This is a genomic window from Nocardioides sp. R-C-SC26 (assembly GCF_021246465.1).
GTDB lineage: Bacteria > Actinomycetota > Actinomycetes > Propionibacteriales > Nocardioidaceae > Nocardioides.
In genome coordinates, this window is record NZ_JAHRHK010000018.1 from 35,684 (window position 1) to 61,760 (window position 26,077).

Here is a 26,077-nt window from a genome sequence, read left to right on the forward strand (position 1 = left end):
AGTTGCGCATGATGCCGCACCAGCCCGCCTACGGACAGGGAATCCCGCGGAGTCGGGGCAGATCAGAGCGGGAAGGCCACGCCGGTGCGCTCCTGCGAGACCTCCCACAGACGGCGGGCGGCGGCGTCGTCGCGGGCGGCGGGCGAGCGCTTGTTGGGGCCGGGCTCACCGCGCATGCCCTGGAAGCCGCTCGGGCCGATGTAGCTGTCGGGCGGCAGGTCGGCCAGGACGGCGTGCACCGTCGGGCGGGAGCCGAACTCCGCGCTCGTGGCGAGCACCTTGTTGCCGACCCACATCAGCTTGTTCATCACCGGGTTCGCGTGGTGGCTCTGCAGGTTGGTCGCCGAGTAGCCGGGGTGGCACGCGTGCGCGACAACACCGCTCCCGCTCGATGCCAGACGGGCCTGGAGCTCGCGGGTGAAGAGCAGGTTCGCCAGCTTGGAGCGCTGATAGGCCCGCGTCGGGTTGTACTTGCGCTCGGAGTCGAGGTCGTCGAAATCGAGCTGCGGACCGTTGTGCAGGCCCGAGCTCACGGTGACGACCCGATCGGTGATGGCCGGCAGGAGCAGGTTGGTCAGCGCGAAGTGACCCAGGTGGTTGGTGCCGAACTGTCGCTCGAAACCATCGGCGGTACGCCCCTGCGCGACCATCATGATGCCCGCGTTGTTGACGAGTGCGGTGATGTCGCCGTCCCAGGTCTCGGCGAAGCGCCGCACCGACGCGAGGTCGGCCAGGTCGAGCTCGCGTACCTCGGTCGAGCCCTCGATCCGTGTCGCGGCCTCCTCGCCGCGGCTCAGGTCGCGCACCGCGAGGACGACGTGACCGCCGGCGACCGCCAGCTTCCGCGCCGCCTCGAAGCCGATGCCGGAGTTGGCTCCGGTGACGACGTAGGTGCGGCCGGTCAGGTCGGGCAGGTCAGCGGAGCGGGAGGACGCCATGGCTCCACGGTAGTCAGGTGGGCGCAGCGGCGACCCGCACAGACGACGGAAGGCGGGACGACCGCTGCGTCGGGTGGGCCGTGGGTGGGGGTCTCGACGAGCTCGACCACAGGTTCTCGCCTGCTGCGCGGCAACCGGCGGAATCAGGCTCAGCCGCGGAAGGGTTCGGTGCCCTTGACCAGCTGGAGCCCCGCGATGCCCGAGTGCGCCTGGGCGAACACCAGCTCACGGCCGAGGTCGCCGACGGTGTTGGCCAACGGCAGTGGCGTGATGAGCACGGTGGAGAGCACACCGATCGCCTTGCCACCGGCACCGAGGACGGCCGAACCGGAGTCGCCGGGGACACCCGGCGTCAGCGTGTAGAAGGTGTGCGACCAGCCTCGGTCCGCCGCGTCGTCAGCGAAGGTGAACCCGGTCTTCGGCGAGAACAGCGAGACACCCGCACGCAGCGAGGAGTTGCCGTAGGACCAGACGCGCTCGCCCGCACGCACGCCGTCGGTGTCGATGCCGGTCGGCCCGCCCCACACCGGCACGGACGGGTTCACCTTCGCGACGTCCTTGGCGGCGACCTTGACCAGGGCGAAGTCGTTGTAGTCGCAGGTCGCGGCGTCGGTGACGCCGAGCGCCCGCATGGTGCGCCACGAGGAGTAGGCCAGCGTGCCCGAGCCGATCACCGATCCGTTGGTCAGCAGGCTGCCGCCGCGGTTGAAGGTGATCGCGCTACCGAGCGGGAGCGAGTCGACCTTGCACCCGTTGGTGTCGGTGGATCCGCCCTTGCCGACGCAGTGGGCCGCGAGCCCGATGTAGACCCCTCCCGTGGCGTCGGTGAAGACGAAGTTCGTGGTGCACTGCCCCGTCGACGCGTAGGCCATCACGCCCGGCGTCAGGCTCGCCGAGGCAGCTGGCGCCCACGTGGTCTGGCGCTTCGACTTCGTGCGCGGAGCGGCGTCGGCGGAGGTCGCCACGAGGGTGGCGAGCAGAGCGGCGGCAACCAGGATCACCAGTGCCCGCAAGGCATTCGGGCGCGACAACGTCATGCCCGGTCAACGACCGACGCGCCCCGACGTCACGCCCGTCGACCAGTTCCGGCGTCTAGCCCAGTGGGCCCGCGAGGCACCGCGACGTGGTGCCCTCACCTACCCTCGTCGCCGTGTCACCTGTCTTCCGCCGTCTCTCCGTCGCCGCGATCGGCTTGGCACTGCTGACGATCGCGGTTCCCTCGTCGACGTCGCCCGACGCCGCCGCGTCGGCCTCGCCTGCGACGTCGGCAACGCGCGGAGCGTCGTCCTGCGCCGCCACGCAGTGGGTGGGCTCGTGGGCGGCCTCGCCGAACGGCCCCGACACCATCGGAGACTTCACCTCGCGTGCGCTGCAGGACCAGACCGTGCGCATGGTCGTGCGGCCGACGCTCTCGGGGAGCCAGGCACGGTTGCGGTTGACGAACCGGTACCACCGCCAGTCGGTGACGCTGGGTGCGGTGACGGTCGCCGTGCGCGAGAGCGGTGCGACACCGGCCGCGAGCACCGTCCGTCAGGTTCTGTTCGGCGGGTCCACCAGCGTGACGATCCGCGCCGGCTACGACGTGCTCAGCGACCCGCTGAGCTTCCGCGTGCGGGCGGGCGAAGACCTGCTGGTCAGCATCCACGTGCCCGGAACCGTCGCCGACCCCGCGCAGCACATCGTGACGAATCAGACGAGCTATCTGGCGCCGTCCGGCACCGGAGACCACAGCGCCGACGTCGACGGCGCGGCCTTCACGCGCACTACGCGAGGCGTCTTCTCCACCGGCTGGTACTTCGTGGCCGGCCTCGACGTCCGCGGGCCGCGTCGGATCGGCTCGATCGTGGCGTTCGGCGACTCGATCACCGACGGCTACCAGGCGCGCCCCTCCGGCACGGAGTCCTTCGCGGGCCTGGACCGCAACGTCCGCTACCCCGACGTCCTGCTCCGACGTGTCACCCAGGCGCGTCCGGGTCAGCGTTGGTCGGTGCTGAACGCCGGCGTCAGCGGCAATCGGCTGCTCCGTCCCGACGGGAGCCGCGACCGCTATCGGACGTCGGCACAGCGGCGCTTCACGATCGATGCACTGGTCTCCCCCGGCGTCACCGATGTGATCGTGCTGATCGGCACCAATGACCTGACCAGTCGGCCGGGCTCGCGGAGCAATCTGCTGCGGGGATACCGGGCCCTCATCTCCGAGGCGCGCGCAGCCCGGGTCGCCATCCACCTGGCCACGGTGCCTCCGCTGGGCCTACGACCCAACTCCTCCGCGGAGCGGCTCCGCCAGGCGATCAACAGGTGGGTGCGGCAGCAGCGCCTGGCCACCTCCGTGATCGACGCCGACGCCGCGCTGCGCGACCAGCGTCGACCGCAGCTGCTCCGCGCCGCCTACGACTCCGGCGACGGCGTCCACCCCTCGACCGCGGGCTACCAGCGGTTGGCGCAAGCCGTCCGACTCGGGCAGCTGCGCGGCGCCCGCTGCTGATTCCGAGCGCAGCGTCCGCGACGAAGGAGCGGGCGCGTAGCGCGAGGAGGTTGAGGTCCGAGCGCAGCGCGGGTGAGGAACGAACCCGGGCGTGGGCGCGAGGAGGTTGAGGAGCGGTTCACGACTGAGGAACGAAGTCGAGAACCGCGTCACGAAACCCGGCGAGGGACGAGACCACCGCGACCACAGACGGCGAGCAGGGAAGCTGCCCGGCTCACCGGGTTTCGAGACGCTCGCTGCGCTCGCTCCTCAACCACCGGGGTACCTCGCAGCCGAGGGCGGCCCTAGGCCGGCGGGCGCAGCCGGGTGACGGAGCCGAGGAAGTCGGTGACGTAGAGCGAGTCCCGGTCCCAGCCGCGGCCCGCACCGAAGCGGAGCGAGCTGGCGAAGGGGATGCCGGAGGCGATCGTGCACTGCCGTCCCGAGGCCGGGTCGACGCGGACGACCTTCCCCGCGACGTTGAGCGTCACGTACAGCTGGCCGTCTGCACCGAGCGTGATCTCGTCGGCTGCGTTCGCGGGGCCGAACCCGTCGAGGGTGATGACCCGCGGCGTGCGGTCGGGGCGTCGCAGGTCGACGACGCTGATGGTCGACGTCGGGTTGAAGGTCGAGACGAGGTAGACGAGCCGCCGCTCGGCGTCCACGGCCATACCGTTCGTCGAGGTGACCGACGGGGCGAAGGTGTCGCGCCGGCCGTCGCGGTACAGCCGTGTCGTCCGACCCGGCAGGCCGAGATCGCGGCTGGCGAGGAACGACCCGTCGGGCAGACGAACCAGGCCGTTGGGCATCGCCAGCTTGCGAGCGAGCACGCGGACCTTGCGGGTGTCGAGGTCGACGACGCTGAGCGTCCCGCGGCGGTAGCCGAGGTCGCCGAGCAGACCGTCGGCGAAGCCGTTGCCGGTGGTGAAGAACAGCCGGCGTCCGACGACGACGTGACCACCCGGTGCGGCGACGTCGGGCACGATCACCTCGGTCCTGCCCGATGGCGTGAGGCGCAGGATGTCTCCGGCTCCGCCGCCTGCTTGCCCGGCCGAGAGCAACAGGCCGCCGCGACCGTCGAACGACAGATTCTCCAGCGTGCCCAGCCCGTCGGCCACGCCGCTGGCGCGCCAGGTCGCGCATGGCGCGGGCGGGGCCGCGCTCGCACCGGTGGGCGCAGGGCCCGCGACGAGTGCGGTCGTGGCGGCGATGACGGCGACGGCGACGCGCGCCGGACGGAGCAGGCTGATCACGCCGTGGTCAACGACGGCGGTCACCGAAGGTGCCGGGGCGATCCGGGTCGTCTTCGACCTCGCCGGGTCTCGAGACGCTCGCTGCGCTCGCTCCTCGACCACCGGACAGCCGACCACCGGGGTCGGGCTACCAGGAGAGCTCGTCGCAGGCCTGGGTGGGGCCGGTCTCGACCTGCAGGGTGGCGTGCTCGATGCCGTGCACGTCGCGCAGCAGGCGCTGGGCCGCGACAAGCACGTCCTGGCTCGCGGCCTCGGCGCCGACCACCAGGTGCGCGGTCGCGACGTGCATACCGGAGGTCAGCGTCCAGGCGTGGAGGTCGTGGACGTCGGCCACACCGGGCACCCCGCCGAGATCGGCGGCGACGACGTCGATGTCGAGGCCCGCGGGCACGTGCTGGCCGAGGACGGCCAGCACCTGGCGCCCCAGGAACAGCGCGCGGACGGCGACGAACAGTCCGATCGCCAGTGCCACGGCGGTGTCCCAGACGGCGTCTCCTGTCGCGCCGACCATGAGGGCCGCCACGATGACCCCGACGGAGCCGGCCGTGTCGGCGACGACCTCGAGATAGGCGCCCTTGACGTTGAGCGACTCTGCGGCGCCCGCACGCAAGAGCAGCAGCGCGATGACGTTCACGATCAATCCGAGAGCGCCGACGACGAGCACGGGCCCGGTCTCGATCTCGACCGCGCTGCCGATCCGGCCGATCGCCTCGACGACGACGTAGCCGGCGACCCCGAGCATGAGCAGCACCGTGAACCCGGAGGCGAAGATCTCCGCGCGGTAGGAGCCGTAGGTGCGCCGCCCGGTGGAGTCGGCGCGCGTCGCGATCTTGGTCGCGACCAGCGCGGCGCCGAGCGCCACGACGTCGGCGGCCATGTGACCTGCATCCGAGATCAGGGCGAGCGAGCCGGTGGCGAGACCGGCGACGAGCTCGACGACGAAGAACGTCGCGATCATCGCGAAGGAGACCGCCAGCCGCCAACGATGCCGCGCTCCGGCGTGCCCGTGTCCGTGCCCCACTCCCATGGCCGCCATTGTGCCGACCTGGCATCGGTGGCGGCGTCGACGTCTCGCGCGGAGAGCGGCTCGGCGTAGCACCGCTCAGACGCGGTAGCCGTGAGCCGCGATCGCCGGTAGAGTCGCCCGGAATTAGAACACGTTCTACTTTGCTCTCACTCGAAGGTGCTCCCATGTACGACTTCGAAGGCGACCGGGCGCCCGACACCACCGACTCCTCCGGCCGTGCCGCGCCTGCGTCGGACGCACCGAGCGGCGGCGGCCACGGCGCCCCGCCCATCGCCCTGACAGCACTGGAGTTCCCCCGGTTCCTCGGGGAGTACGCGGCCTCGCGGGCGCTCGATCTCGCCTCGCTGCCGCTCGCCGCGGCTCCGCGGTTGAACCTCCCGATCGCCGGCCCGCGCGACGTCGGCCGCGGCCGGCCGGTCCTCGTGCTCCCGGGATTCGCTGCGAACGACCACCTCACCGGTCGGCTCCGCAGCCACCTGCGGGGCCGCGGGTTCGCCGTCCACGGCTGGGGGCTGGGTCGCAACATCGGCCTGACCGACCAACTGGTCGACGGTCTCACCGCCCGTTTCCTCGGGGTCGCCGAGAGATTCGACGAGCCGGTGAGCATCGTCGGCTGGAGCTTCGGCGGCGTCCTGGCCCGCCGGCTCGCCCACGAGCACCCCGACCGCGTGGCCCGCATCGTCTGCCTCGGCTCCCCCTGGCGCGCGGACGGCGAGCGCACCCGCGCGACGGCGATGTTCGAGCGTTCGCGGGTCAAGCACGGCATCTCCGACCGCGCGCTCGAGATCGTGACCCGGTTGCGCGAGCCGGTCCCGGTGCCGACCACAGCGATCTACTCCCGCACCGACGGCGTCGTGCCCTGGCGGGGCTGCCGCGTCGACGAGCGACCCGCCTCGCCCGGCCCGTTGGCCGAGAACGTCGAGGTGATCAGCAGCCACGTCGGCCTGGTCAGCAATCCGCTCGTGCTGCGCCAGATCGTCGCCCGGCTGGCTGCCGACACCTCCTCCGACGGCCCCGGCGGGACCGACGAGCCACCCGTCGGCGCCACGCCGCTGCGAGCCGCGCGATGAGCGCGCTGGAGAGCCGCAACCCGACCGCCCTCAACCTGGTGCTCCCGCTGCTGCGGCTCGCCATGAAGGGGTACTTCCGCTCGGAGGTGCGCGACATGGAGCGCGTGCCGGACGGCGGGGCACTGATCGTCTCCAACCACTCCGGCGGGCTGACGCCGATGGACGTGCCGATCCTGGCCGTCTCCTTCGCCGACACCTTCGGCGCCGAGCGCCCGCTCTACTGCCTGGCCCACGACATGCTCTTCACCGGGGTCGCAGGCCCGCTCATGCGTCAGTTCGGCTTCACCCCGGCCACCCGCGAGGCCGCGCACGAGATCCTCACCTCCGGCGCGGTGACCATCGTGTTCCCCGGCGGGGACTTCGACACCTTCCGACCCTTCACCCGCCAGAACGTCGTCGACTTCAACGGCCGGGTGGGCTATGTGCGTACCGCGCTACGCGCCGGAGTCCCGATCGTGCCGGTCGTGTCCATCGGCGGCCACGAGGACCAGCTCCACCTGAGCCGCGGTGAGTGGCTCGGACGCCGTCTGCCGACCCGCAAGCTGATGCGCTCGGATCTCTTCCCGATCTCCTTCGGCTTCCCGTTCGGCCTCAACGTCGGCATCCCAGCGAACATCCCGCTGCCCACCAAGATCGTGACCCAGGTGCTGGATGCGATCACGCCCGAGGAGATCGAGGAGCTGTTCGGCCCGGACGCCGAGCCGGCCGAGGTCGACGGCGAGGTGCGACGCCGGATGCAGGTCGCCCTGGACGAGCTCGCTCGCGAACGTCGCTTCCCGGTGCTGGGCTGAGGTGCCGCGATGAGCGCTCCCGCCGGCTTCTGGACCCGACTCCGCACCCAGCTCTGGGCCATCTCGGTGCTGGTGCGCAGCAGGATGTTCACCCTGATGCGGCCCGACAAGTACCTCGGTTTCGTGCGCACCCTGCGCGCCCAGGGCACCAACGCGACGACGAGCTTCAGCCTCGCCGCCATCCGGAGTCCTCACGGCATCGGGATCATCGACGAGCGCGGCTCGTTGACGTGGCGGGAGCTGCAGGTGCGAGCCGACGCGCTCGCCGTGGCCCTGACCGACCTCGTGGGGTCACGACCCGAGACGGTCGCGATCCTGTGCCGCAACCACCGTGGTTTCGTCGACGCACTGATCGCCAACTCGCGACTCGGCGGTCAGGCTCTGCTGCTCAACACCGGGTTCTCGGGTCCGCAGCTGGCCGACGTGATGGAGCGCGAAGGCGCGCGGGTGATTCTCTACGACGAGGAGTTCGCCGGCATCGTCGCCGACGCCCGCGAGCGCATCCCCGGTCTCGTCGAGGTGCTCGGATGGGTCGACGACGAGGTCGCAACGCACCCGCACCCCACCATCGAGGAACTCCTCGGCCGGTACGCCGGGCGACACCAGCGGCCGCAGTTCGGCAGCCGGGTCGTGCTGCTGACCTCCGGCACGACGGGCACCCCCAAGGGCGCGAAGCGCGCCGGCGGCGGTACCGACGAGCTCGCCGGCATGATCGAGCGGATCCCGTGGCTGGCCGAGGAGACCGTCGTCGTGGCCGCCCCGATGTTCCACGCCTGGGGCTTCGGCCAGCTCGTGATCGGCGCGACGATGACCTGCACCGTGGTGATGCGCCGCCGCTTCGATCCGGAGTCGACACTCGCGCTCGTCGACGAGCACCGGGCGACCGGCCTCAGCGTCGTGCCGGTGATGCTCGAGCGGATCGTCGACCTGCCCGATGAGGTGCTCGACCGCTACTCGCTGGCATCGCTGCGGTTCGTCTCGGCCAGCGGCTCCCGCATGCGCCCCGACGCCGTCACCGCGTTCATGGACCGCTTCGGCGACGTGGTGCACAACTCCTACAACGCCACCGAGGTCGGCCAGATCAGCGTCGCGCTGCCGGCCGACCTCCGGCACGCGCCCGACACGGCCGGGCGCGCCGTCCGCGGCACGCTGCTGCGGGTCGTCGACGACGAGGGCCGCGACGTCGCCACCGGCGCGGTCGGCCGGATCGTCGTGCACGGCGTCTCCCCGTTCGAGGGCTACACCACCGGCGCCACCAAGGACTTCCTCGGCGACTACATGGTCTCCGGCGACGTCGGGCGGCTCGACGAGGCCGGTCGCCTCTACGTCGTGGGCCGCGACGACGACATGATCGTGTCCGGTGGCGAGAACGTCTACCCGATCGAGGTCGAGAAGACGCTCGGCGCCCACCCCGACGTCCGCGAGGTGGTGGTGATCGGGGTGGACGACGAGGCATTCGGCCAACGCCTGGCGGCCTACGTCGTCCCGGTGCCGGGCACCAGCCCGGACGTCGATGCGTTGCGCGGGCACGTGAAGGCGACGCTCGCCGGCTACAAGGTGCCGCGCGACGTCGTGCTGCTCGACGAGCTGCCGCGCAACGCCTCGGGCAAGGTGATGGTGCGGGAGCTGCCACCCAGCTCAGGCACGGGGACATCGGGGGCCGGGGCGTGACCGTGCACCCGGCCATCGAGCGGATGGAGGGCGTCGACGCCGGCTTCCTCTACCTCGAGACCCCCGACGTGCACATGCACACCCTCAAGATCGCCGTCCTCGAGGCCGACCCGCACCTGACGTTCGAGGTGTTCACCGCCGGGCTGCTCGCCCGTCTGGAGAAACTGCCGCCGTTGCGCCGCCAGGCCGTGCCGGTGCCGTTCGGCATCAACCATCCCGTGTGGGTCACGCGCCCGACCGTCGATGCGAGCCGCCATATCCACCAGCACCGGGTGCCCGGCGCCGGCACGATGCGCGACCTGGAGGTGCTGATCGGCCGCATCTCCAGCACACCGCTGGACCGCCGCTTCCCGCTGTGGGAGCTGCACTTCTGCGAGGGGCTCGAGGGCGGCAGGATCGCCGTCGTCGGCAAGATGCACCACGCGCTGGCCGACGGCGCCGCAGCCAACGCCCTGCTCGGCAATATCACCGACGTGCGCTCGGCGGAGCTGCCGACGGCCGCACCCGGCACGTACCTGACGACGACGCGGACGCCGGGGCGCCGTCAACTGATCCGCTGGGCGCTGCACGACGCACTGCAGCAGTTCCGCGACCTGCCGGGCCTGCTCGCCCGGACCTTCGCGGGGTTGCGCGCCGCCGCTGCCTACCGGCGGCGCGAGGAGCACGGCGTCCCGCTGCCCGTGCTCAACGCGCCACGCACCTCGATCAACGGCTCCCTCACGCCGCGGCGCAGTTTCGCCACCTGCTCCCTGTCGCTCGCGGAGTTCAAGCGCGTGCGCGCCCAGCACCAGGGCGTGACGCTCAACGACCTGGTGCTCGCCGTGGTATCCGGTGCGCTGCGGCGCTGGATGGCCGAGCACGGCGAGCGCCCGGCGTCCTCGCTGACGGCGGGGGTTCCGGTCGGCGTCGACGAGCGCGGCGCGCCGCCGCGCCTGGGCGGCAACCGCGTCTCGAACCTGTTCACCACGCTCGCCACCGACGTCGAGGACCCGACCGAGCGACTGCAGACGATCTCCCGGACGACGTCGCACGCCAAGCACATCCAGGACCGGCTCGGGCGCCGCACCCTGATCGACTGGACCCAGTTCGCGCCGCCGCTGCCGTTCTCGGGCGCCGTCCGCGCCTACTCGCGACTACGGGCGGCGGCCTGGCACCCGGCGGCCTTCACCGCGATCGTCTCCAACGTGCCCGGCCCGCGCGAGCGCGCACGGATCGGCGGCGCCCGGCTCGCCGACCTGTTCAGCGTGGGCCCGCTCGCGGACGGGATCGGGCTCAACGTGACGGTCTGGTCCTACATCGACCGGATGAACTTCTCCCTGCTCGCGTGCCCCGACCTGCTCCCCGACGTCGAGGTGCTGGCCTCCTACTTCCCCGCCGCGCTCGCCGAACTCGACCTCGACGCAGCCGGCTCCGTCGGCGCCGCGCCCGACTCCCCCACCGAAGGACACGCCACCGCATGAGCCAGTACTTCCAGCGCGGCGCAGCCTCCACTGCCCGCGGCGTCGGCCATCTCACCCTCGCCGGGCTGCAGTTCAGCCTCGGGTTCGTGGTGACCGGCGTGCGGATCGGCATCCGGCGCACCCAACGTTTCCCCGTGCTGCCGGAGCTGCCGGAGGGGCGCGTGCTCGAGCTGCCCGACCGCGGTCGCGCCGTCGTCTATGACACCGGCGCTCCGACGCCCGATGCGCCGACGGTGCTCCTGCTGCACGGGCTGGCGACCACCGGCGCGCTGTGCTGGTACGGAGTCCTGGACTCGCTGCGGGCCACCCACCGCGTCGTCCTGTTCGACCAACGGTGGCACGGTCGCGGCATCACCTCGGAGCGGTTCTCCCTCGAGGAGTGCGCCGACGACGCCGCCGCCGTGCTCGACGCCCTCGAGATCGAGCGTGCGATCGTCGTCGGGTACTCCATGGGCGGGGCGCTCGCCCAGGTGATCGCCCATCGCCATCCCGACCGGCTCGCCGGCCTGGTGCTGTGCTCGACCGCGGCGGCCTGGATCGGCAGCCTGGGCGATCGCGCCTTCTACCCGTTCCTGCATGCGCTCAACGACCGGATCCGCCCGTTCACCCACAGCCGGGTGGCCGCGCGTGCCGCCGGTCTGCCACCGGTGCCGGCACCTCCCTCGGGCGACCTCTCGGCCTGGGCCTGGGCGGAGTTCCGCAGCACCTCGGCGTGGTCGCTGCCCGAGGCGCTCGGCGAGCTCGGCCGCTTCGACGCCCGCGCGTGGCTGCCCGACGTCACCGTGCCCTCGGCCGTGGTCGTGACCGCTCGCGATCGCGCCATCCCGACCCGTCGTCAACGCGAGATGGCGGCGCTGCTCCCCGACTGCCATGTCTTCGAGTCCCCCGGCGGCCACGCCTCGATCGTCTTCGACACCGCCCACTGGCTCCCCCAGTTCGTCGCTGCCGTCGAGGACGTCGTCGGGCGGGCTCGGGTCGCGGCCTGAGGGGCTCGAGCCGGGATACCGAGCGTGATTCGGTAGGTGCTGGGCGAGGATTCTCGGCGATTCACCGACCGATATCCGCTCTGTATCCCAGTCCGCGGCCGGGCAGGCGAACGAGCACGGACGAGCGCGGGGCTAGGGTCGGGCACATGGCTGTGGTGAAGATCAACGCGATTTCCGTCCCTCCGCAGGCCGGTGCCGAACTGGAGAAGCGGTTCGGCGCGCGTGCCGGCTCGATGGAGGGAACGCCGGGCTTCCTGGGCTTCCAGCTGCTCCGGCCCACCGGCGGCGAGACGCGCTACTTCGTGGTGACCCAGTGGGCGGACGAGGAGTCCTTCGCAGCCTGGCGCGACGGCGACGCCCGCGCCGCGCACGCGCCGTCGGGTGGCCAGAAGCCGGTCTCGACCGGGGCCGAACTGCTCGAGTTCGACGTCGTGCTCGACGTTCGGTGAGCGGGTCGCGCGCCTGAGAGCGACTCGGGACCGGCCAGGCGCACGATCCCGGCGTGGCCGCCCTCCACATGGGTGTACTCCGCGGGCGACCTGCGAGGCACAGTGACCGCGTGTCTTCCCCCACGGCAACCCGCGACAGTGCTCGTCTCGAGCGCTGTCTGAACGATGCCGCGAGCGGCGACCAGCGGGCCTTCGCCACGTTCTACGACCTGACCGTCGACTCCGCCTGGGCCCTGGCCCAGGCCGCGACCTGGGAGACGCAGCGCGATCCCGAGGCGGCGCTGCGGCAGGCCTACGCCCGGGCCTGGGCGATGTCCCCGCTCTGGGCGACGTCGACGGTCCAGCGGCCGCTCCCCTGGTTGCTCACGTTGGTGCGGGAGTCGTGCCGCCCGGCGGCGTGACCGGTCCGACGGCGTGCCGGTCGAGGACGGCGATCACCTCGCCCAGGTAGGCGGCCACGACCTCGCGCTCTGACGGCGTCAGGCCGGCAGCGACGGCGTCGAGGTCGACCGCCATCGGGTGGACGACGCCGAGAAGGCTGGCCCGGCCGGCAGCGGTCAGGGCGACGTCGACCTTGCGCCGGTCATCGGCGCGGGGCACCCGGACGACGTGGCCACGCCGCACGAACCGGTCGACCATCGTGCTCAGTGCCGACGGCTTGACGCCGACCAGTCGCGCGAGGACGGCTCCGCCGCGCGGCCCGTCGGCGAGGTGACCCAGCGCGTGGACCTCAGTCAGCGTCATCCCGAGCCGGTCGGCGAACCCTCGCTCGAGGGCACCCATCCGGTCCTGAAGATCGCGCACCAACACGGTCAGCGGGTCGACCTGCGGTCGGCGTCCGGCCACGACCACCCCTTGGTAGTTTGACGATCGAACTATTCGACCTCCATCGTGTCACCCGTGCCAACCCACCGAGCTCATCCTCACGCCGACACGCCCGGCACCGCCGATGCCCGCCACGTCCGCGAGGCTCCGCGACGTGCCACGCCCGCCTGGCTCGTCCAGGCGCCGGGTCGCAGCATCGCCGCCGTCGCACTGCTGGCCGCCATCGCGCTCGGCGTCGTCTCGGGCCTCTTCGGACTCTCCGGCGGCACCACGGACGACCGCACTTCTGGCCTACCGCGCGGCTACGACTCGACGGCGGTGGCCGAGCAACTGCCCGCACTCACCGACGCCGACACCGATACCGCTGTCGTGGTGATCGCGCGCGAGCTGGACGGCGACGGACTCACCGACGCCGACCTCGCCTGGCTGGGCGACCTTGCGCAGGGCTGGGGCGAGGAGGACGGCGTCACCGTGCTCGCACCCCGCCCCACCGTCGCCGATGACCGAACCCTCGCCGTGCTGCCCGTCCAGATCGACACCGATCGCGCCGACCCGGCCGAGGTCGTCGACTCCCTGCGCGCGGACCTCGACGGCACTGACCGACCCGCCGGCCTCGAGGCCGGCGTGACCGGACCGGCGGCGATCCAGACCGACATCGCCCAGGTCTTCGAGGGCGCCGACCTGACACTGCTGCTCGCCACCGCCTCGGTGGTCGCGCTCCTGCTGATCCTGACCTACCGCTCGCCCGTCCTGTGGCTGATCCCGCTCGTCGTCGTGGCGATCGCCGACCGCACCGCCGCGATCGTCGGCTCGGAGATCGTGCAGTCGCTCGGGCTCCCGTTCGACCCGTCCAGCCAGGGGATCCTCTCGGTCCTCGTGTTCGGTGCCGGTACCGACTACGCGTTGCTGCTGATCGCGCGCTACCGGGAGGAACTTGCTCGGCACGAGAGCCGTCGCGTCGCGATGACCCGCGCGGTCCGCGGCGTCACCGAGGCGGTGCTCTGCAGTGCCGGCACCGTCGTCCTCGCGCTCCTGGTACTGCTGCTCTCGGTGGTGCCGACGACGCAGGGGCTCGGCCTCTCCTCCGCGGCCGGCATCGTGATCGCCGCGGTCAGCGGCCTGGTGGTGCTGCCCGGCGTCCTCGTGCTGTTCGGGCGCTGGGTCTTCTGGCCACGCATCCCGCACGCCGACCCGGCGGCCGCCGGTGGCGGCGCGCGCGGACTGTGGGGACGCGTCGGCGGCGCCGTCGTCCGCCGTCCTCGCCGGGTACTGGCGATCGCGCTGCTCGGCCTCGTCGCGCTCGCGATCGGCACCGGCTTCCTGCGCGTCGGACTGTCCAGCAACGAGGTCTTCCTCGACACGCCCGAGTCGGTGACCGTCGCAGACCGGCTCGGCGAGTCGTTCCCCGCCGGCGCGAGCCAGCCGGTGACCGTGCTGGCGCCGTCCGCCGACCTGGAGCGCGCCTTGCGCGTGGCCGGCCAGGTCGACGGCGTGGCGTCGGTCGCCCCCGGCGCGGCCGACGACACCAAGGCCAGCGTGCAGGTCGTGCTCGCCGACGCACCCGGCACCGACGCCGCCGACGCGACCATCGAACGACTCCGCTCGGCGCTGGCCGACGTCGGCCCCGACGTGCTCGTCGGGGGCACGCAGGCCCAGGACCTCGACGCTGCGAGCGCAGCCGACCGCGACCTGCGCTGGGTGCTCCCATTGGTGCTGCTCGCCGTCGGGCTGGTGCTGTTGGGATTGCTGCGCTCGATCGTCGCCTCGTTGGTGCTCCTGGCGAGCGTGCTGCTGACCTGGGCCTCAGCGGTGGGTGCGGCCTGGTGGCTCTTCACCGGGCCGCTCGGCATGAGCGCGCTCGACACCAGCGTGCCGCTCTACTCGTTCCTGTTCCTGGTGGCACTCGGCGTCGACTTCTCGATCTTCCTGGTCACCCGCGCACGCGAGGAGGCCGCGAGCCACGGCACCGTCGACGGCATGGTGCGCGGCCTGGCCCGCACCGGCGGCGTCATCACGAGCGCCGGCGTCCTCTTGGCCGCGGTGTTCCTGACCCTCGGCGTGCTCCCGGTGATCGCGCTGGCCCAGATCGGCACGATCGTGTGCCTCGGCGTCCTGCTCGACACGCTGGTCGTGCGCACCCTGGTGGTGCCCGCCGCGACCGCCGTCCTGGGCGACCGCTTCTGGTGGCCGTCCGAGCGCAGCGCGCGCGACGAAGGAGCGCGCGCGTAGCGGGAGGAGGTTGAGGAGCCGACCACGGGGGCGATCACCGCAACGTTCGTCTCACCAGGTTTCGAGACGCTCGCTGCGTTCGCTGCTCAACCATCAGCAGGTGATGGCGCCGGCCCCGGACGACCCCGAGGCGAGCGAGCGGGAGATGACGAGACGCTGGATCTGGTTGGTGCCCTCGAAGATCTGCATCACCTTGGCCTCGCGCATGAAGCGTTCGACCGGGAAGTCCTGGGTGTAGCCGTAGCCGCCGAGCACCTGCACGGCGTCGGTGGTGACCTTCATGGCGGCGTCGGTGGCGACCAGCTTGGCGATCGACGCCTCGCGGCCGAACGGCAGGCCGGCGTCCGTGAGGCGGGCGGCGGCCAGTGTGGTCTGCCGCGCGGTGTGGATCGCCGCCTCCATGTCGGCCAACAGGAAGCCGAGCCCCTGGTGGTCGATGATCTTGCGGCCGAACGTCTCACGCTCCTTGGCGTAGGCCAGCGCATGGTCGAGCGCCCCCTGGGCCAGCCCGGTCGCGACGGCGGCGATGCCGAGCCGGCCCGCGTCGAGGCCGGCGAGGGCGATCTTGAGACCGTCGCCCTCGGCGCCGAGGCGGCGCTCGACGGGGATGCGCACACCCTCCAGCCGCATCAACGTGGTGTGCGACCCGGTGAGGCCCATCTTCCTCTCGGGCGGATCGGAGACCAGGCCAGGGGTGTCGGCGGGGATCAGGAAGCAGGAGATGCCGTTGCGGTCGTCCGACGTCCGCGCCATCAGCTTGTAGTAGTCCGCCTGACCACCGTGCGTCGTCCAGGCCTTGGCGCCGTCCAGCACGTACTCGTCGCCCTCGCGACGCGCCGTGGTGCGCATCGCGGCAGGGTCGGAGCCGGCGTGCGGTTCGGAGAGGCAGTACGCGCCGAGCAGTTCGCCGCCGAGCATGTCGGGCAACCACCGCCGGCGCTGCTCCTCGGTGCCGGCGGTCGCCAGGCCGAAGCAGGAGAGCGCGTGCACGCTGACACCGACGCCGACGCTGGCCCACACCGCGCCGAGCTCTTCGAGCACCTGCAGGTAGGTCTCGTAGGGCAGTCCGGCGCCGCCGTACTGCTCGGGATAGGGCAGGCCGAGCAGGCCGGTGCGCCCGAGCAGGGTGAAGACGTCCCGCGGAAAGGTCTGGGTGGCCTCGGCCTCGGCGACCTTGGGAAGCAGCTCCTCCGTCGCGATCTGACGCACGAGCTTGAGCAGGTCGGCGTGCTCCTCGGACGCGAGGTGGCGGCGTGCCGGCATGGCATACTCCTGTCGGTACCAGAAGGCGTGCTTGAGTATCACCGACGGTACACCACGCTGCTAGGATGGGTTCCATGCCCCGGACGTCGACGCGCGTGCTGCCGGCCCGCTCCCGTGAGCGCCGCGACGCCCTGCTCGACCAGTTGACCGACCTCTACCTGGCCGAGGGCTTCCTGCGCCTGGGCATGGGCGACCTCGCGGAGAGGCTCTCCTGCTCGCGCAGCACGCTCTACCTGGTGGCTCCGAGCAAGGAGCAGATCATCACCGCGGTGGTGCGGCACTACTTCAAGCGCGCCGCCGCCCGGATCAACCGCCACGCCGACGCCGTCGAGGACGCCGCCGGGCGCCTGCACGCCTATCTGGACGCCGTCGCGGAGGAGCTGGCGCCGGCGACCGACGCCTTCTACTCCGACCTCGCCGACTTCGCCCCGGCCGCGGAGATCTACCAGGCCAACACGGAGATGGCCGCCCAACGCGTGCACGACCTGGTCGCGGACGGGGTCAGCGCCGGCGCCCTGCGGCAGGTCGACGCGCGTTTCGTCGGCGCCGCGGTGGCCGAGGTGATGACCTCGATCCAGAGCGGTCGCATCGAGGCGGCGACCGGGCTCAACGACGCAGCGGCCTACCGCGCGCTCGCCGACCTCGTCGTCACCAGCCTGCTCGCGCGCTGATCCGGCCCGCCCGTCCAACGGGATCGCAGTTGGACAGAAGCACAAACGTAACGGTTGTTTCTTTGACTCGCCGTACGGTGACCCAGCCCGCAGGGAGGCGTTGACTCCTTCCCACGCTCGATCCGCGCGGGTCGAGCCCGGAGACGGGAGTCACTCGATGCCGCGTGCTCTGACAGGCCGCCGAGTCCCGCGAGCGAGACGGCTGGCACGGGTCGTCATCCGATCCAGCGTCGTGCTGGCGTTCTTCGCGGCGACGGCCGGTGCGCCGACCGAGTCGCACACGGCTTCGGCCAGCACCGGCACCTCACCGACCACGGGCGCGGCGCGCTCCGCCGCATCGCGCCCCCCGGCGGTACGAGACCCCGACCGTGATCCGTTCTACCGATGGCGTGGTCGACTCGACCGGGTCCGCCCAGGCACGGTGCTGCGCTCGCGGATGGTCGACCTGGCGCTGCTCAACACCCTTCCGATGCCGTACCCGGTGGAGCAGCTGCTCTACCGCACCACCGGAGAGCTCGGGCAACCGCGGGTCGCCGTGACCACGATCATCCAGCCTCTCGTGCCGCGGGCCGACCGACTGGTCTCCTACCAGGCGCCCTACAACGGCTTGGGCGGCCACTGCGCGCCGTCTTTCACGCTGCGCGGCGGCGAGCCTACGGCCGACTTCCTCGACGCCTTCCTCATCTCCAGTTACCTACTGGGGGGCTACACCGTGGTGGTGCCCGATTACCTCACGACCAGGTACGGCTACACCGCGGGTCACGAGTCGGCGCACGCGACCCTGGACGGCATCCGCGCCGCACAGAACCAGTTGGGCCTGAGCCGCTCGGCGACCCGCGTGGCGATGGTGGGCTACTCCGGCGGCGCGATCGCATCCTCCTACGCCGCCGAGCTGGCGCCGACCTACGCCAGTGGGCTCACCATCGTCGCCACCGCTGCCGGCGGCTTCCCCGCGAACCTCATGCGCGCGTACCGCTACGCCGACGGGGAGGCGAGCTGGTCCGGTGCGATCCCGACGTCGCTGGCGGGCCTGGCGAACGCCTTCCAGGTCGACCTCGCTCCCTACCTGACCCCGAAGGGACGACGGGACATGGCGACCGTGGCGGGCGAGTGCCTCGATGCACGCAAGCCCCACACCTCCCTGCGCCAGATGTTCAAGGGCGCGGGAGACCCGTACGCGCTGCCCATCGTGCGTCGACTCGTGGGACCGATGGCGATGGGGCGCCGCGGCACCCCCGACCACCCGATGCTGCTCGCCGTCGGCAACGCCGATGGACGCGGCGACGGCGTGATGCTGGTGGACGACGCGCGCGCGCTGGCTCGCGAGTACTGCCGACGCGGAGTGCCGGTGACGTTCCGGGAGTACCCGGGCCTGGAGCACCTCAGCGCGTCGGCGCCGTTCGAACTGGAGACCCGCCTGTTCGTGCTGGCCCGACTCGAGGGTCTGCCCGGCTACACCGACTGCGACGCCTGACCGAGGGGACGCCCTCGATTCGAGACATCATCGTCTCGTGTGAGACATTTGTGTCTCAAACGAGGAGGTGGGTCGGATGGCGACGCGCGAGGAGATCCTGTCCGCTGCCCAGCGGCACCTGATCAGCGAGCCGACGGCGTCCTTGGGCGACCTCGCCTCGGCCGCCGGCATCGGCCGCGCGACGCTGCACCGCCACTTCGCCAGCCGCGACGAGCTGCTCGTCGAGATCGCCGAGCGCTCCCTGGACCGCTGGCAGGAGCGGCTCGACCATGTCGATGTCGAGGCGGTCGCCGCCAGCGGTGACGGCGAGCGCATCCGCGCCTGCCTCATCGAGCTCATGCATGCCTACGTCCTGGACGCCGAGGAGTTCGGCGTGGCGCTGACCGACCACGTCGCCACCCACACCCGCGCGCTGCGTGAACGCTGCGACGCGCTGCTCGACCGCGAGGTGCTGTTGCACGCCGCCGGTCAGGAGACCGGCGTTCTGCGCCGCGACGTTCCGGCGCGCTGGATCGGCCACGCCGTCTACGGCCTCCTCGTCGCCGCACGCGACGCCCTCGAAGCCGGCGACGTCGCCCGCCGCGACCTGCCCGATCTCGTCCTCACCACCCTTGTCGATGGAGTCTCCGCATGACCAGCACGCCCTCCCACACCGGTCCGGCCGGCGCCGCCACCGGCGCACCCGTGGGCGACCCGCGCCGCTGGGCGGGACTCGCCGTGCTCTCGGCCAGCCTCATCGTCGTCGTGATGGACATGACGATCCTCAACGTCGCCCTGCCCGACCTGGCCCGCGACCTCGGCGTGGGTGCCGTCGCCCAGCTCTGGATCGTCGACGCCTACGCGCTCGTCCTTGCCGGGCTCCTGATCCCGGTCGCTGCGCTCGCCGACCGTTGGGGGCGACGACGGATGCTGCTGCTGGGCTACGCGATCTTCGCGCTCGCCTCGACGCTCGTGCTCTTCGCCGACTCCGCCGCCGCGGTGATCGCGCTGCGGGCCGGTCTCGGCATCGGCGGCGCCATGATCATGCCGGCCACGCTCTCGCTGATCCGCGCCCTGTTCCCCGACCCTCACGAGCGGGCCTTCGCCCTGAGCATCTGGGCCGCGATGGCCGGCGCGGGCAGCGCAGCCGGGCCCGTCGTCGGAGGGGCGCTGCTCGAGGCGTTCAGCTGGCACGCGGCGTTCCTGGTGAACGTTCCCCTCATGCTCGTCGGCATCGCCGCAGGCCTGTGGCTCCTCCCGGAGAGCAGGTCGGACCGGCCCGGGGTCATCGACCCGGCCGGCGTCGTGCTGTCGGTCGGCGGCATGACGGCCGTGGTCTACGCCGTCAAACACCTCGGCAAGTACGGCGCCGACCCGCTCACCCTGGTGATCCTGACTGCCGGCGTGCTCGCCATGACGGCCTTCGTGCGCCGCTGCCTGCACCAGCCCGACCCGATGCTCGCCGTCCGGCTGTTCGCGGTGCCGGGATTCCGAGCAGGCGTGCTCACCGCGCTCACCAGCGCCACGGTGATGATGGCGCTCCTGTTCGTCGGCTCCCAGTGGCTGCAGCTCGTGCAGGGCTGGTCGCCCCTCATCGCCGGCGTGGCACTGCTGCCGATGGCGCTCGGCGGGCTCGTCGGATCCCCGATGGCACCTGCCCTCGCAGCGCGGGTCGGGCTGCGCACGATGCTGGTCGGCGGGCTCGTCGTGCTCGCCTCCGGCCTGCTCGTCATCGGACTGCTGCCGCATCCCCTCCCCTACGTCGGCGTGGCCGTCGGGCTGCTGCTCGTCGGGTTCGGGACGGCGGCACTCGGCCTCGGCTCCGCGCTGATCATGGGCTCCGCGCCGACCCACCAGGCAGGGTCGGCAGCGGCCGTGGAGGAGATGTCGTACGAGATCGGGGCCGTGCTCGGCGTGGCGCTGCTGGGCAGCCTCGCCGGGATCGTCTACCGCCACGGGCTGCCCGACTCCGCCTCGCCCGCAGCCGTGGGGGCCCTCGCGGGCGCCCTCGGATCACCGTCTGCCGGCGCCGCGATGGCCTCGTTCACCGAGGCCGTCTCCGCCGTCGGGCTCGCCGGCGGCGTGCTCACCCTGCTCGCCGCCGTCGTGGTGTGGCGCTCGATCCCGCCCTCGCTCGAGCTCGCCGACCTCGCGCACTGACGGCGAGCAAGCCGCTTCGAGGAGTTTCACCGGGTACCCGGTGAAACTCCTCACCGCGCGTACGAAGCTCCCGCGAACCGGGTCGATCTCCATGCGGATCCGACAGTTTCGTACGGCCAGTCCGGCACCCGAGCCTGCCACGTGGATGACGCCGCCCCCGGCGGATGAGAACCTCCTCATCCCGCGCTCACCTGGACCTCACCGCGAGCGGACAGGCTGAAGCCATCGCCGGGACCGACCCGGCCGACGACCAGGAGATCCGATGACCATCCGTCGTACCGCCGTCCTCGCCACCGCGCCGCTGGGGGCGGCCCCTCTCGCCGTCCTCGCCCTCTCCACCCCCGCCGTCGCCGACGGCGTGGGCAGCGGGCGACCGTGTTCCGGCTCGACGATCAAGCTCTCCGCCGAGAAGGACGACCGTCGCATCGAGGTCGAGGCCGACGTCGACGGCGTACGGGGCAGCGACCGCTGGCGCCTGACGCTCAAGCAGAACGGCCGCACCTTCGCCAACGTCGTCCGTCGGGCCGACGACGACCGCGACATCGACGTCGACCGCGACCGGCCCGACACCCGTGGCAAGGACACCTTCACCTTCACCGCCACGCGTCTGGCGACCGGCAATTCCTGCACGGTGAAGGTCGTGCTGCGCTGAAGGACGTGAGCGCTCTGCACGATTGCTGAACCACGTCGGTGTCGAGCCCGGCCACCGAGCGTAGCGACGAGCTCGGCGCCTGGCTTGCACCAGCACTTCGGTTGCCGCGCCGTCAGGATCTACGGCTCGGCGTCAGTCGTGGCCGTCGCCGGCACCGCCACGACCGGGGCGATCGCGACCGGGACCCCGTTGAGGTGGCTCATCCCCGCCAGCCGCTCGACCTCCTCGACAGCGCTCGACGTCAGGGCGTTGACGTTCGGACCCCCCGCACCGACGGCGCGTTGCCACCCGCCGGCGTGCCCCCATCCGTGCGGCACGGCGATCGTGCCGGGACCGACCTCGTCGGTGATCCTGGCCGTCGTCTCGATCGCGCCGTGCCGTGAGGTGATCCGGACGGCGGCGCCGTCGGCGACGCCGGCGACGGCGGCGTCATGCGGACTGATCCGCGCGGCATGCACACGTGCGCGGCCCTTCATCAACGTCGGGCTGTTGTGCATCCAGGAGTTCAGCGAGCGCATCTCGCGCAGGCCGATCATCCGGAGCGGATACGCCGGGTCGTCGTCGTGGCGATCGCCGAGGCGCCCCACCTCCGCCACGATCTCCGGCGCGTCGAGCCTCACCCGATGCCCCGGCAGCCGGACGGCGTCCTCCCGCAGGCCGGTCGGTGGCAGCTCGGCGAGCACGATGCCGTGGGCGCTGGCGCGCACCCGGCGCGCCGTCAGACCGCCGCGGCGCAGACCGAAGCGGTCGCCGTAGGGACCGAGCCGCAGCAGGGTGTCGAGCAGCCGGCGCGGCGTGAGGCCGCGCCGTCCGGCGATCCGGCCGACCAGACGCCCCGCGCGCCCGGGCGCGAACGGGCCGAGACCCGCCGCGCGCAGGACGTCGTCGAGGATGCGCCACTCGGGCCGCGCCTCACCGTAGGCGGGCACCACCGCGTCGGTGGCCTGCACGAAGGGCTGACCGGGGTGAGCCAGGATCGAGGTGATGTCGTCGCGCTCGAGGAACGTCGTGGCGGGCAGCACGAAGTCGGCGTGTCGGCTCGTCTCGGTGAGGTAGATGTCGAGCGCGACGTGCAGGTCGAGCTGCGGCAGTGCCGCCTCGAGCGCGGCGGGGTCCGGCGTCGAGGCCACCGGGTTGCCGGCGATCGTCACCAGCGCGCGCAGACGCCCGGGGCCGGGCGTGGTGATCTCGGCCGGCATCACCGCGCTGGGCGAGGTGCCGAGGACGTCGGGGAAGTCGCCGATCCTGGTCCGCGTCGCCCCGTAGGTCGCCTGGCCGCTGCGCTCGGCGAGCTCCTCCAACGGGATCACCGGTCGCACGAAGAGCCACCCGCCCGGGCGGTCGAGGTTGCCCGTGACCAGGTTCAGGACGTCGATCAGGTAGTTCGCCACGGTGCCGTGACGCCCCAGGCAGACGCCGAGCCGGCCGTAGGCGACCGCGGACGGAGCACCCGCGAACGCGCGCGCCAGGGCCCGCACGTCCTCGGCGTCGATCCCGGTGCGCGCCGCGGTCTCCTCGGGCGCGAAACCCGCGACGGTGGCACGCACCCAGTCGACCCCGGTGCTCTGCTCGGCGATGGCCGCCTCGTCGGCCAGCCCTTCGCCGAAGACGACGTGGAGCAGCGAGAGCAGCAGCCACACGTCGCCGTCGGGCCGGATCGCGAGGTGCTCGAAGGCGCGGGCGGTCTCGGTGCGGCGGGGGTCGACGACGACGACGCGCCCGCCGCGACCGACGATGGCGCGCAGGTGGTCCTTGACCCGCGGCACCCGCATCAGGCTCATGTGCGAGACGAGCGGGTTGGCGCCGAGCATCAGCAGGAAGTCGGTCCGCCACAGGTCAGGGAACGGCGTCTGGGTGACGGCGCCGTAGAGCAGCTTGTTGGCGACGAACCGGCTGTTGGAGTCCTGCGAGCCGGGGGTGTAGATCTGCGGGCTGCCGAGGGCGCCGCGGAACGCGCCGAGCCAGAGCGCGAGCTCGCTGTTGAATCCCCCGGGGTTGCCGAGGTACACACCGACCGAACCTCCACCGTCCTCGTCGACCACCTGGCGCAGGCGATGCCCGATCTCGGCGAGCGCGACGTACCAGGCGACCCGCTCGAACGTGCCGTCGGCCCGCCGACGCAGCGGGTGGAGGACCCGGTCGGGATCGTTCTGGATCTCGGTGAACGCCAGGCCCTTGGGGCAGACCTGCCCCTGGGAGAGCGGGTGGTCCTGGTCGGGGCGCAGGCCGACGAGCCGGCCGTCCTCCACGGTCGCCACGAGCCCGCACAACGGCTCGCAGAGGCGGCAGAACGTCGGCGTCTCGATCACCCGGCCACCCAAGCCTAGAACCGGACAGGTGTCCAGGTTTTCGGACGTCTCCGCCTCGCGACCCGCGCCGGCGGCCGTCGACCGCACGGTCTGGCGACGAGGGTGCCGGTAGGCTCCGCCGCCATGACCGCTCCCGCCGCCGAGCCTGGTCGGCGGGCCAACCGGCGTGGCGCCGCCACCCGGACGGCCTTCCTCGAGGCCGCGCGCCAGGCGTTGGCCTCCGGCGACCCGCACGCCGTCTCGGCCAACCACATCGCCAAGCTGGCCGGTGCTACGTGGGGCGCGGTGAAGTACCAGTTCGGCGACGTCGACGGTCTCTGGGCGGCCGTGCTCGACTACCTCGCGGAGCGCCGTGGCGAGATCGTGCTGACCTCCGACGACGGCGCGGCGCTCGCCGACCGCGTGCACGACGTCGTCGCGAACCTGTGGCGCGGGCTCGATACCACCGACGCCCGCGCGATGGACACGCTCCGTTCGACCCTCCCGCGCGAGCAGACCGAGCGCGAGGCGCAGTTCCCCAAGACCACGGCGGCGCTCGAGGGGTGGAACGCCGGGTGGGCGGCCACCTGCGAGGCGGCGTTCGGCGATCTCGACGTGCCGGTGGAGCGGGTGCGCGCCGTGGCCGCGTTCATCCCGGGCGCCGTCCGCGGACTGGTCTCCGAGGAGCAGCTCGGCACCTACACCGACCTGGCGCTCGCTCGCGCCGGTCTGGGCGAGGCGATCATCGCCTACTTCTCCGCACCCTGAGGCCTCGCCGCGGGGCGGTGGGGCGGTGAGCTACGGAGGCTTTCGCCACGTGGGGCGCCGGGGGTGGTGAGTTGCGGAGATTTCACCGCGGGCAGAACCTCTGCACCTCACCGCCCGCCGCCCGCCGCCCGCCCATCGCACGGGCGCAAGAGCGGGCGAGCGACGTCAGGCGGTGCCGCCGACGAGCCGTTCGACCGGTTCGAGGACGTCGTCGCGGAATCGCCGGAGGCCGTCGAGCTTCTGCTCCAGCGTGCAGTGCTGGCCGTAGTAGTACATCCACGGCACGGTCATCGTCTGCGTGATGCCGGCGTCGTGGGCACGCGCGAAGTCGTCGGGCACGAAGGCGTCCATGAGGGCGGGCACGACCTCGAACGGCTCATCCTCACGGCCGAGGTCGCGGCGGTGGGCGCGCAGGATGCCCGCCACCTCGGCCGCCTGTTCGACGGTGCACATGTCGCCCACCCAACCGTCGTGACGCGCGGCGCGCCGGTAGGCGACGTCGGAGAGACCGCCGACCCAAATCGGCACCGGGGCGGGAGGCTCGGGCCGCATCATCAGCCGCGGGGCGGAGTAGAACTCGCCCTCGAACTCGGTCATGCCCGGCTCCCACAGAGCCTTCATCAGGGCGAGCCCCTCGTCCGTACGGCGGCCTCGGCTGACGAAGTCCTCGCCCATGAGCTCGAACTCCTCGCGACACCAGCCCACCCCGACGCCGAGGGCGACCCGCCCGCCGCTCAGCGCGGCGGCGGTGCCGACGGCCTTGGCCACCGAGAACGGGTTGCGCAGCGCGGCCACGTAGATCGAGGTGAAGAAGCGCAGCCGCGTCGTCACCGCCGCCAGCGCCCCGATGGTCACCCAGGTGTCGGGCCAGTCGACGTCGAGGGGCCAGCGCCGCTCGCCGGACGCCTCGTAGGGGTAGGGCGTCGCCAAGGTCTCCAGGTCGACGACATGGTCGGCGACCGACATGCTCGCGTAGCCCAGCCGGTCGATCTCGGCAGCGAGCACCGGCAGCTCTCCGAGCGGCAGGTAGGCGGTCACCACGGCGAACTGCATGGCCGCACAGTAGCCAGCGCCACCTGCGTTTCAAAGAGGGTTCTGTCAAAGTCTTGAATCGATGGCGCCGCGCATGCGAGGCTCGGCCCCATGCCAGCGTCGTCAGGGCTGCCGGGCTCCGCATCGGAGTTCCCGCGACTCCTCAGCCCCGGCCGGATCGGCTCGATGGAGCTGCGGAACCGTCTGGTGATGTCGCCGATGGAGACGATGTACGGCACGCCGGAGGGTCTGCCGAGCCAGCGCACGGTCGACTACTTCGCCGCCCGGGCCGCGGGCGGCATCGGGCTGATCACCGTCGGCGCGACCGGCGTCGATCACCGCCATCCCGAGACGCCGGGTGGGCTGCAGCTCGGCACCGACGACTCCGTCGCCGCACACCGTCGGGTGGTCGGCGCCGTGCACGCGCACGGCGCGCGGATCCAGCCTCAGATCGTGCACGCGGGCCCCGACGGACTCGGGCCGGAGATGTTCGGCGTCGCCCCGCTCGGCCCCTCGGTGACCCCGTCCTCCCTCACCGGTCGGCCCTCCCAGGAGGCGACGCCGGAGCAGATCCGCGAGGTCCTCGGACTCTTCCGCGCCGCGATCGTGCGAGCCCGCGAGGCCGGC

The 26,077-nt window shown here is 72.2% G+C and carries 23 protein-coding genes and 1 pseudogene; 16 read left to right on the forward strand and 8 right to left on the reverse strand.

Annotation, left to right across the window (positions count from 1 at the left end; translation table 11 throughout):
* Positions 1-62: 62 nt before the first annotated feature.
* Both KSO97_RS15020 and KSO97_RS15025 read right to left on the reverse strand, forming a co-directional pair.
* Positions 63-938 (reverse strand): oxidoreductase, encoded by an 876-nt coding sequence (locus KSO97_RS15020; RefSeq protein WP_232680285.1) that lies wholly within the window; start codon positions 936-938, stop codon positions 63-65.
* Positions 939-1,087: 149 nt separating this feature from the next.
* On the reverse strand, positions 1,088-1,975 hold the full coding sequence (locus KSO97_RS15025) for a serine protease (protein ID WP_232680287.1): 888 nt from the start codon (positions 1,973-1,975) through the stop codon (positions 1,088-1,090).
* A 113-nt stretch (positions 1,976-2,088) separates the two neighbouring features.
* On the opposite strand from KSO97_RS15025, the gene KSO97_RS15030 reads away from it, so the two are divergent.
* Positions 2,089-3,423 (forward strand): GDSL-type esterase/lipase family protein, encoded by a 1,335-nt coding sequence (locus KSO97_RS15030; protein WP_232680289.1) that lies wholly within the window; start codon positions 2,089-2,091, stop codon positions 3,421-3,423.
* A gap of 284 nt (positions 3,424-3,707) precedes the next feature.
* On the opposite strand, the gene KSO97_RS18385 is transcribed toward KSO97_RS15030, so the two are convergent.
* Together KSO97_RS18385 and KSO97_RS15040 are read right to left on the reverse strand one after the other, a co-directional pair.
* Positions 3,708-4,679 (reverse strand): SMP-30/gluconolactonase/LRE family protein, encoded by a 972-nt coding sequence (locus KSO97_RS18385; RefSeq protein WP_232680290.1) that lies wholly within the window; start codon positions 4,677-4,679, stop codon positions 3,708-3,710.
* A gap of 103 nt (positions 4,680-4,782) precedes the next feature.
* On the reverse strand, positions 4,783-5,682 hold the full coding sequence (locus KSO97_RS15040) for a cation diffusion facilitator family transporter (protein WP_232680292.1): 900 nt from the start codon (positions 5,680-5,682) through the stop codon (positions 4,783-4,785).
* A 164-nt stretch (positions 5,683-5,846) separates the two neighbouring features.
* On the opposite strand from KSO97_RS15040, the gene KSO97_RS15045 reads away from it, so the two are divergent.
* The 7 genes from KSO97_RS15045 (at position 5,847) to KSO97_RS15075 (ending at position 12,510) form a co-directional block, all read left to right on the forward strand.
* The gene (locus KSO97_RS15045) at positions 5,847-6,752 is read left to right on the forward strand and encodes a triacylglycerol lipase (protein ID WP_232680294.1); all 906 of its coding nucleotides are present in this window, start codon (positions 5,847-5,849) and stop codon (positions 6,750-6,752) included.
* A complete protein-coding gene (locus KSO97_RS15050) occupies positions 6,749-7,543 on the forward strand; it encodes a lysophospholipid acyltransferase family protein (protein ID WP_232680296.1) in 795 nt (264 codons plus the stop codon). Before KSO97_RS15045 ends, KSO97_RS15050 begins: the two co-directional genes overlap by 4 nt.
* A 9-nt stretch (positions 7,544-7,552) precedes the next feature.
* Positions 7,553-9,214, forward strand: a complete 1,662-nt coding sequence (locus KSO97_RS15055; RefSeq protein WP_232680298.1) for an AMP-binding protein — start codon at positions 7,553-7,555, stop codon at positions 9,212-9,214.
* Entirely contained in the window at positions 9,211-10,674 is a 1,464-nt protein-coding gene (locus KSO97_RS15060; RefSeq protein ID WP_232680300.1) for a wax ester/triacylglycerol synthase family O-acyltransferase, read from the forward strand. The genes KSO97_RS15055 and KSO97_RS15060 overlap by 4 nt, the downstream gene beginning before the upstream one ends.
* Entirely contained in the window at positions 10,671-11,660 is a 990-nt protein-coding gene (locus KSO97_RS15065) for an alpha/beta fold hydrolase (RefSeq protein WP_232680302.1), read from the forward strand. Before KSO97_RS15060 ends, KSO97_RS15065 begins: the two co-directional genes overlap by 4 nt.
* A gap of 146 nt (positions 11,661-11,806) precedes the next feature.
* Positions 11,807-12,109, forward strand: coding sequence for an antibiotic biosynthesis monooxygenase (locus KSO97_RS15070; RefSeq protein WP_232680304.1), 303 nt, complete (start codon positions 11,807-11,809; stop codon positions 12,107-12,109).
* 110 nt (positions 12,110-12,219) lie between these two features.
* A complete protein-coding gene (locus tag KSO97_RS15075) occupies positions 12,220-12,510 on the forward strand; it encodes a hypothetical protein (RefSeq protein ID WP_232680306.1) in 291 nt (96 codons plus the stop codon).
* Here the strand turns inward: KSO97_RS15075 and KSO97_RS15080 are convergent.
* Positions 12,473-12,955 carry a MarR family winged helix-turn-helix transcriptional regulator gene (locus KSO97_RS15080; RefSeq protein WP_232680308.1) on the reverse strand — a complete coding sequence of 161 codons (483 nt, stop codon included), beginning with the start codon at positions 12,953-12,955 and terminating at the stop codon, positions 12,473-12,475. The genes KSO97_RS15075 and KSO97_RS15080 overlap by 38 nt on opposite strands.
* Before the next feature lie 54 nt (positions 12,956-13,009).
* Between KSO97_RS15080 and KSO97_RS15085 the strand changes: the two genes are divergently transcribed.
* Entirely contained in the window at positions 13,010-15,163 is a 2,154-nt protein-coding gene (locus KSO97_RS15085; RefSeq protein ID WP_232680310.1) for an MMPL family transporter, read from the forward strand.
* A gap of 93 nt (positions 15,164-15,256) precedes the next feature.
* Here KSO97_RS15085 and KSO97_RS15090 read toward each other — a convergent pair whose 3' ends face one another.
* Positions 15,257-16,426: an acyl-CoA dehydrogenase family protein gene (locus KSO97_RS15090; RefSeq protein ID WP_232680312.1), complete on the reverse strand. Its 1,170-nt coding sequence runs from the start codon at positions 16,424-16,426 to the stop codon at positions 15,257-15,259.
* A gap of 74 nt (positions 16,427-16,500) precedes the next feature.
* On the opposite strand from KSO97_RS15090, the gene KSO97_RS15095 reads away from it, so the two are divergent.
* The 5 genes from KSO97_RS15095 to KSO97_RS15115 all read left to right on the forward strand — a co-directional run bounded on the left by KSO97_RS15095 (position 16,501) and on the right by KSO97_RS15115 (position 21,362).
* Positions 16,501-17,097 (forward strand): TetR/AcrR family transcriptional regulator, encoded by a 597-nt coding sequence (locus tag KSO97_RS15095; RefSeq protein WP_232680314.1) that lies wholly within the window; start codon positions 16,501-16,503, stop codon positions 17,095-17,097.
* Positions 17,098-17,329: 232 nt separating this feature from the next.
* A complete protein-coding gene (locus tag KSO97_RS15100) occupies positions 17,330-18,571 on the forward strand; it encodes a lipase family protein (RefSeq protein ID WP_232680316.1) in 1,242 nt (413 codons plus the stop codon).
* Positions 18,572-18,647: 76 nt separating this feature from the next.
* Positions 18,648-19,205, forward strand: a complete 558-nt coding sequence (locus KSO97_RS15105; RefSeq protein WP_232680318.1) for a TetR/AcrR family transcriptional regulator — start codon at positions 18,648-18,650, stop codon at positions 19,203-19,205.
* Positions 19,202-20,710, forward strand: coding sequence for an MFS transporter (locus KSO97_RS15110; protein WP_232680320.1), 1,509 nt, complete (start codon positions 19,202-19,204; stop codon positions 20,708-20,710). The genes KSO97_RS15105 and KSO97_RS15110 overlap by 4 nt, the downstream gene beginning before the upstream one ends.
* Positions 20,711-20,972: 262 nt before the next feature.
* Positions 20,973-21,362: a hypothetical protein gene (locus KSO97_RS15115; RefSeq protein ID WP_232680322.1), complete on the forward strand. Its 390-nt coding sequence runs from the start codon at positions 20,973-20,975 to the stop codon at positions 21,360-21,362.
* Between the two features lie 119 nt (positions 21,363-21,481).
* Here the strand turns inward: KSO97_RS15115 and KSO97_RS15120 are convergent, their stop codons facing one another.
* Positions 21,482-23,671 (reverse strand): molybdopterin-dependent oxidoreductase, encoded by a 2,190-nt coding sequence (locus tag KSO97_RS15120; protein ID WP_232680324.1) that lies wholly within the window; start codon positions 23,669-23,671, stop codon positions 21,482-21,484.
* 123 nt (positions 23,672-23,794) lie between these two features.
* Here KSO97_RS15120 and KSO97_RS15125 point away from each other — a divergent pair, with 123 nt between their 5' ends.
* Positions 23,795-24,418 carry a TetR family transcriptional regulator gene (locus KSO97_RS15125; protein ID WP_232680326.1) on the forward strand — a complete coding sequence of 208 codons (624 nt, stop codon included), beginning with the start codon at positions 23,795-23,797 and terminating at the stop codon, positions 24,416-24,418.
* 165 nt (positions 24,419-24,583) lie between these two features.
* Here the strand turns inward: KSO97_RS15125 and KSO97_RS15130 are convergent, their stop codons facing one another.
* Entirely contained in the window at positions 24,584-25,471 is an 888-nt protein-coding gene (locus KSO97_RS15130; protein ID WP_232680328.1) for a TIGR03619 family F420-dependent LLM class oxidoreductase, read from the reverse strand.
* A gap of 90 nt (positions 25,472-25,561) precedes the next feature.
* Between KSO97_RS15130 and KSO97_RS15135 the strand changes: the two are divergent.
* Positions 25,562-26,077: pseudogene (locus tag KSO97_RS15135) on the forward strand (hypothetical protein); the annotation flags it as partial.

What these genes read in the sequence shown, in the direction of transcription:
- KSO97_RS15020 (WP_232680285.1), bottom strand. Translation starts at nt 938, where the DNA reads ATGGCGTCCTCCCGCTCCGCTGACCTGCCCGACCTGACCGGCCGCACC.
- KSO97_RS15025 (WP_232680287.1), bottom strand. Translation starts at nt 1,975, where the DNA reads ATGACGTTGTCGCGCCCGAATGCCTTGCGGGCACTGGTGATCCTGGTT.
- KSO97_RS15040 (WP_232680292.1), bottom strand. Translation starts at nt 5,682, where the DNA reads ATGGGAGTGGGGCACGGACACGGGCACGCCGGAGCGCGGCATCGTTGG.
- KSO97_RS15045 (WP_232680294.1), top strand. Translation starts at nt 5,847, where the DNA reads ATGTACGACTTCGAAGGCGACCGGGCGCCCGACACCACCGACTCCTCC.
- KSO97_RS15050 (WP_232680296.1), top strand. Translation starts at nt 6,749, where the DNA reads ATGAGCGCGCTGGAGAGCCGCAACCCGACCGCCCTCAACCTGGTGCTC.
- KSO97_RS15055 (WP_232680298.1), top strand. Translation starts at nt 7,553, where the DNA reads ATGAGCGCTCCCGCCGGCTTCTGGACCCGACTCCGCACCCAGCTCTGG.
- KSO97_RS15065 (WP_232680302.1), top strand. Translation starts at nt 10,671, where the DNA reads ATGAGCCAGTACTTCCAGCGCGGCGCAGCCTCCACTGCCCGCGGCGTC.
- KSO97_RS15070 (WP_232680304.1), top strand. Translation starts at nt 11,807, where the DNA reads ATGGCTGTGGTGAAGATCAACGCGATTTCCGTCCCTCCGCAGGCCGGT.
- KSO97_RS15090 (WP_232680312.1), bottom strand. Translation starts at nt 16,426, where the DNA reads ATGCCGGCACGCCGCCACCTCGCGTCCGAGGAGCACGCCGACCTGCTC.
- KSO97_RS15095 (WP_232680314.1), top strand. Translation starts at nt 16,501, where the DNA reads ATGCCCCGGACGTCGACGCGCGTGCTGCCGGCCCGCTCCCGTGAGCGC.
- KSO97_RS15105 (WP_232680318.1), top strand. Translation starts at nt 18,648, where the DNA reads ATGGCGACGCGCGAGGAGATCCTGTCCGCTGCCCAGCGGCACCTGATC.
- KSO97_RS15110 (WP_232680320.1), top strand. Translation starts at nt 19,202, where the DNA reads ATGACCAGCACGCCCTCCCACACCGGTCCGGCCGGCGCCGCCACCGGC.
- KSO97_RS15115 (WP_232680322.1), top strand. Translation starts at nt 20,973, where the DNA reads ATGACCATCCGTCGTACCGCCGTCCTCGCCACCGCGCCGCTGGGGGCG.
- KSO97_RS15125 (WP_232680326.1), top strand. Translation starts at nt 23,795, where the DNA reads ATGACCGCTCCCGCCGCCGAGCCTGGTCGGCGGGCCAACCGGCGTGGC.
- KSO97_RS15130 (WP_232680328.1), bottom strand. Translation starts at nt 25,471, where the DNA reads ATGCAGTTCGCCGTGGTGACCGCCTACCTGCCGCTCGGAGAGCTGCCG.